The organism is Kitasatospora sp. NPDC098663, from assembly GCF_044760075.1.
Lineage (GTDB): Bacteria > Actinomycetota > Actinomycetes > Streptomycetales > Streptomycetaceae > Kitasatospora.
In genome coordinates, this window is the sequence record NZ_JBIWAP010000114.1 from 1 (window position 1) to 5,460 (window position 5,460).

Consider the following 5,460-nt stretch of genomic DNA (forward strand, 5'->3'; position numbering starts at 1 on the left):
GGGCGTCCGCACCAGAAGGTGCTGCCCCTGAAGGAGTCCGGTTTCGAGCTGACGGTGGCCGAGGTGGCGCCGGAGGACCTGGAGGCCGAGGTGGCCCGCGCGGCTGGCTACGCCTTCGACTTCGCGGTGGAGGTGCCGGTCCGGGCGTGGCTGTTCGCCGAGGCGACGCAGGAGCATGTGCTCATGTTGGTGGTGCACCACATCGCCACCGACGGCTGGTCGACCGGCATGCTCGCCCGCGACGTCGCCCAGGCGTACACCGCCCGGACCCGCGGCGAGGCCCCGCAGTGGGCGCCGCTGCCCGTCCAGTACTCCGACTACGCGCTCTGGCAGCGCGAGCTGCTCGGCGAGGAGAGCGACCTGGGCAGCGTGCTGTCCCAGCAGCTTGCCTACTGGCGCCAGGCCCTGGCCGGTGCGCCGGAGGAGCTGGAGCTGCCTGCCGACCGGCCCCGGCCCACGACCGCCGGACACCGCGGCCACCTGGCCGAGCTCGCAGTGCCGGCCGTCGTGCACGCGCGGCTGGTGGAGCTGGCGCAGGCCGAGGGCGTCACGCTGTTCATGACCGTCCAGGCCGCGCTCGCCGTCCTGCTCTCCAAGCTGGGCGCGGGCACCGACGTCCCGATCGGGACCACGATCGCCGGGCGCACCGACCAGGCGCTGGACGATCTCGTCGGGTTCTTCGTCAACACCCTGGTGCTGCGCACCGACCTGTCCGGTGACCCGACCTTCGGCGAGGTGCTCGCACGGGTGCGGGAGACCAGCCTCGGCGCCTTCGCCCACCAGGACGTGCCGTTCGAGCGCCTGGTCGAGGAGCTCGCCCCGGCCCGCTCGACCGCGCGCCACCCGCTGATCCAGGTGATGCTGGCCCTGCAGAACAACGCCGCGGCCTCCTTCGAGCTGCCCGGCGTGCGGGTCGGCGGTGTGCACGCGGCTGGTGTGGCGGCCAAGTTCGACCTGGACGTGGACGTCCGCGAGGTGCTGGATGCCGAGGGGCGTCCGGCCGGCCTGCGCGGTGCGGTGATCGCTTCGGCGGACCTGTTCGACCCGCAGTCGGCCGAGCGGATCTCGAGCCTGCTGACCAGGGTGCTCGCGGTGCTGGCCGAGGAGACCGGCCGCCGGCTGAGTACGGTGTCGCTGCTCGACGAGGCCGAGTGGCGGACGGTGCTGTCCGAGTGGAACGAGCCGCCGGTCGAGGTCTCGGCCGCGACGATCCCCGAGCTCTTCGAGGCCCAGGCGGCCCAGACACCGGACGCCGTCGCCCTCTCCGAGGAGGGGGTGCAGCTGACGTACGCGGAGGTCGACGTGCGGGCCGAGCGCCTGGCGCGGCGGTTGGCCGGCGACGGGGTCGGCCCCGAGTCGTTGGTCGGCGTGGTGATGGAGCGCTCCGCCGATCTGATCGTGGCCCTGCTCGCCGTGCTCAAGGCCGGCGGTGCCTACCTGCCGATCGACCCCGAGTACCCCGTCGAGCGGATCTCCTTCGTGCTCGAGGACGCGGGCGCGGCCTGCGTGCTCACCACGACTGCCAGTGCCTCCGTGGTACCCGAGGGCGTGCCCGTCCTACTGGTGGACGGCCCCTCGGCCGCCGCGCAGCCGGGCGAGGAGCAGTGCCGGTCCGCCGCGGGCGGCCGCGCTGTGCTTACCCCGGACCACCCCGCCTACGTGATCTACACCTCCGGCTCCACCGGGCGTCCCAAGGGCGTCGTGGTGCCGCACGGCAACGTGGTGGCGCTGCTCGCCGCGACCAGGGAGCAGTTCGCGTTCGACGGGCGGGACGTCTGGACCTGGTTCCACTCGTTCGCGTTCGACTTCTCGGTCTGGGAGATCTGGGGCGCCCTGCTGAACGGCGGGCGCGTGGTGGTCGTCCCGTACGCGGTGTCGCGCTCCCCGGAGGAGTTCCTGGAGCTGCTGGACCGCGAGCGGGTCACCGTCCTGAACCAGACCCCTTCGGCCTTCTACCAGCTGATGGCCGCCGAGGAGCACCGGCCGGGGGCCGGCGCGGCGCTGCGGACCGTGGTGTTCGGCGGTGAGGCGCTCGACCCGGCCCGGCTGGCCGAGTGGTGGGCCCGCCGGCCGGAGGGCGGACCGCAGCTGGTCAACATGTACGGGATCACCGAGACCACGGTGCACGTCACCTACCAGGCGCTGGACGTGGACAACTGCGCGGACGGCAGCGTGATCGGGCGTGGTGTCCCCGGGCTGCGGGTGTACGTCCTGGACGAGTGGCTGAACCCGGTGCCGGTCGGGGTGACCGGTGAGATGTACGTGGCCGGCGCCCAGCTGGCACGCGGTTACCTGGGCCGGCCCGGGCTGTCGGCGGAGCGGTTCGTGGCCAACCCGTTCGGTGCCGGTGAGCGGATGTACCGCACGGGAGACCGGGCCCGCTGGGACGCGCAGGGGCGCCTGGTGTTCGCGGGTCGTGCGGACGCGCAGGTGAAGATCCGTGGCTTCCGCGTGGAGCCCGGTGAGGTGGAGGCCGTGGTCGCCGCGCACCCGCAGGTGGCTCAGGCCGTGGTCGTGGTCCGCGAGGACGCCCCCGGTGACAAGCGCCTGGTGGCGTACCTCGTCCCGGCGGACGAGGGCGACGCGGACGGTCTTGCGGACGCAGTGCGTTCGTCCGCCGCCGAGCAGCTTCCGGCACACATGGCGCCGTCGGCGTTCTTGGTGCTGGAGGCACTGCCGCTGACCGTGAACGGCAAGTTGGACCAGCGGGCGCTGCCGGCGCCCACCTACGCGGCCGGTGCCGGCCGGGCTCCGGCGGACGCCCGTGAGGAGTTGATCTGCCGCGGCTTCGCCGAGGTGCTGGGCCTGTCGGTGGTGGGCGTGGACGACGACTTCTTCGCGCTCGGCGGCCACTCCCTGCTGGTGGTCTCCCTGGTGGAGTGGCTGCGGTCGCGTGGTGTCGCCGTGTCGGTGCGGGCGCTGTTCCAGACGCCGACCCCGGCGGGTCTGGCGGCGGTTGCGGGGTCGGTGCAGGTCGTCGTGCCGCCGAACGCCATCCCGGCGGGTGCCACCGAGCTCACCTCTGCGATGCTGCCGCTGGTCGAGCTGACGGAGGCGGAGGTGGCCGCCGTGGTGGCGGCCGTGCCGGGCGGCGCGGCGAATATCGCGGACGTGTACCCGCTGGCCCCGCTGCAGGAGGGCCTGTTCTTCCACCACCTGATGGCCGACCAGGACGCCGGTGACGCCTACGTGCTGCCGATGGTCCTCGGCTTCGACGACCGGGCGCGGCTGGACGAGTTCCTGGACGCGCTGCGCTGGGTGATGAGCCGGCACGACGTCTACCGCACCGCGATCGTCTGGGAGGGCCTGCGCGAGCCCGTCCAGGTGGTCGCCCGCCACGCCGAGCTGCCGGTGACCGAGATCGTGCTGGACCCGACGGGGGCCGAGCACGCGGAGCAACTGCTGGCCGCCGCCGGTGCGCGGATCGCGCTCGACCGGGCGCCGCTGCTGAGCGTCCACACCGCGGCCGAGACCGAGGGCGAGCGCTGGCTGGCCCTGGTGCGGATCCACCACCTGGTGCAGGACCACACCACGCTCGAGGTGCTGCTCGGCGAGCTCCGGGCGTTCCTGGCGGGCCGGACGGAGGAGCTGCCGGAGCCGTTGCCGTTCCGTGAGTTCGTCGCCCAGGCCCGCCTCGGTGTGCCGCGCGAGGAGCACGAGCGCTACTTCGCCGAGTTGCTGGGCGACGTGGACGAGACCACGGCCCCGTACGGGCTGACGGACGTCCACGGGGACGGCGCCGACGGTGTGCAGGCGAACCTGCCGGTGGACGAGGAACTGTCCGGCCGCGTCCGGGAGGCGGCGCGCTCGCTCGGCGTGAGCCCGGCGACGGTGTTCCACCTGGCGTGGGCACGGGTGCTCGGCGCGCTGTCCGGACGCGAGGACGTGGTGTTCGGCACCGTGCTGTTCGGGCGGATGAGCGCTGGTACAGGTGCGGACCGGGTGCCCGGTCTGTTCATCAACACGCTGCCGGTCCGGGTCCGCCTGGACGAGGGCACCGTCGGCGAGGCGCTGGAGTCGATGCGCGGCCAGCTCGCCGAGCTGCTGGTGCACGAGCACGCCCCGCTGGCGGTCGCCCAGGCGGCCAGCGGCGTTCCGGGCGGCAGCCCGCTGTTCACCTCGCTCTTCAACTTCCGGCACAACCAGGCCGCCCCCGCTTCCGGGGAGGGCATCCAGGGCATTCGGACGATGTTCTCCCGGGAGCACACCAACTACCCGTTGGACGTCGCCGTCGACGCCGACGGCTCCCGGTTCGTGATCTCGGTGGACGCGGTGGCGCCGGCTGACCCGGAGCGGGTCTGCCGGATGGTGCGCACCTGCCTGGAGGGGTTGGTGGAGGCCCTGGAGCGGGCTCCGCAGACGCCGTTGGCCGCGGTCGAGGTGCTGGACGCGGCCGAGCGCGCCCTGGTGGTGCGTGACACCACTGTGGTGGTGCCGGGGGTGTCGGTGCCGGGGTTGTTCGCGGCGCAGGCGGTGCGGTCGCCGGGTGCGGTGGCGGTGGTGTGTGACGGTGTTGAGGTGTCGTACGCGGAGTTGGATGCGTGGTCGGACCGTTTGGCGGGCTGGTTGCGTGGTGTGGGGGTGGGTGGGGAGTCGGTGGTGGGTCTGTGCCTGCCGCGTGGTGTGGAGATGGTTGCGGCGGTCCTGGGGGTGTGGAAGGCCGGGGCTGGTTATGTGCCGTTGGATCCGGAGTATCCGGTGGAGCGGTTGGAGTTCGTGCTGGCGGACAGTTCGGCGCGGTTGGTGCTGGGTCATCGTGGGTTGGTGGCGGGGCTGAGTGCCGAGCGGGTGGTGTGTCTGGATGATCCGTCGGTGGTGGCGGAGATCGAGGCGGCGCCGAGGGTGGCGCCGGTGGCGGTGCTGCCGGGGCAGTTGGCGTATGTGATCTACACCTCGGGCTCGACCGGCCGTCCCAAGGGCGTCGCCGTCACCCACGGTGCGCTCGCGACCATGAACGCCGCGCTCACACCGGTGATGGCTGTCGGTCCGGACGTCAACGTGCTCCAGTTCACCTCGTTCAGCTTCGACGCGTCGGTGCTGGACGTGGCGGTGACGCTGACCTCGGGTGCCACCCTCGTGGTGGCCGCCCCGGAGCAGCGCACCGACGGCGCGCTCCTGGCGCGGCTCGTACGGGACCGCGAGGTGACCTCGACCAGCGTGGTGCCCTCGCTGCTGGCGACGCTGGACCCGGCGGAGCTGTCCGGCCTCTCCACGGTGCTGGTGGGGGCGGAGCCGATCAGTGCGCGGCAGGTCGAGGACTGGGCGCCGGGGCGCCGTCTGGTGAACACCTACGGTCCGACCGAGGCCACCGTGATGGTGACCACCGGGCAGATCCGGACCGGTGGGGGCGAGGTGCCGATGGGGTCGCCGAACCCCGGTACCCGGGTGTTCGTCCTGGACGACGCGCTGCGTCCGGTGCCGGTGGGTGTGGCCGGTGAGCTGTACCTGGCGGGTGCGCAG

General features: G+C 73.0%; 1 protein-coding gene. It reads left to right on the forward strand.

Features of this window, described 5'->3' with window-relative positions:
- Positions 1 to 5,460 (forward strand): amino acid adenylation domain-containing protein (locus ACIQVZ_RS42175; RefSeq protein ID WP_402458429.1); only part of this gene is annotated, 5,460 nt, incomplete at both ends.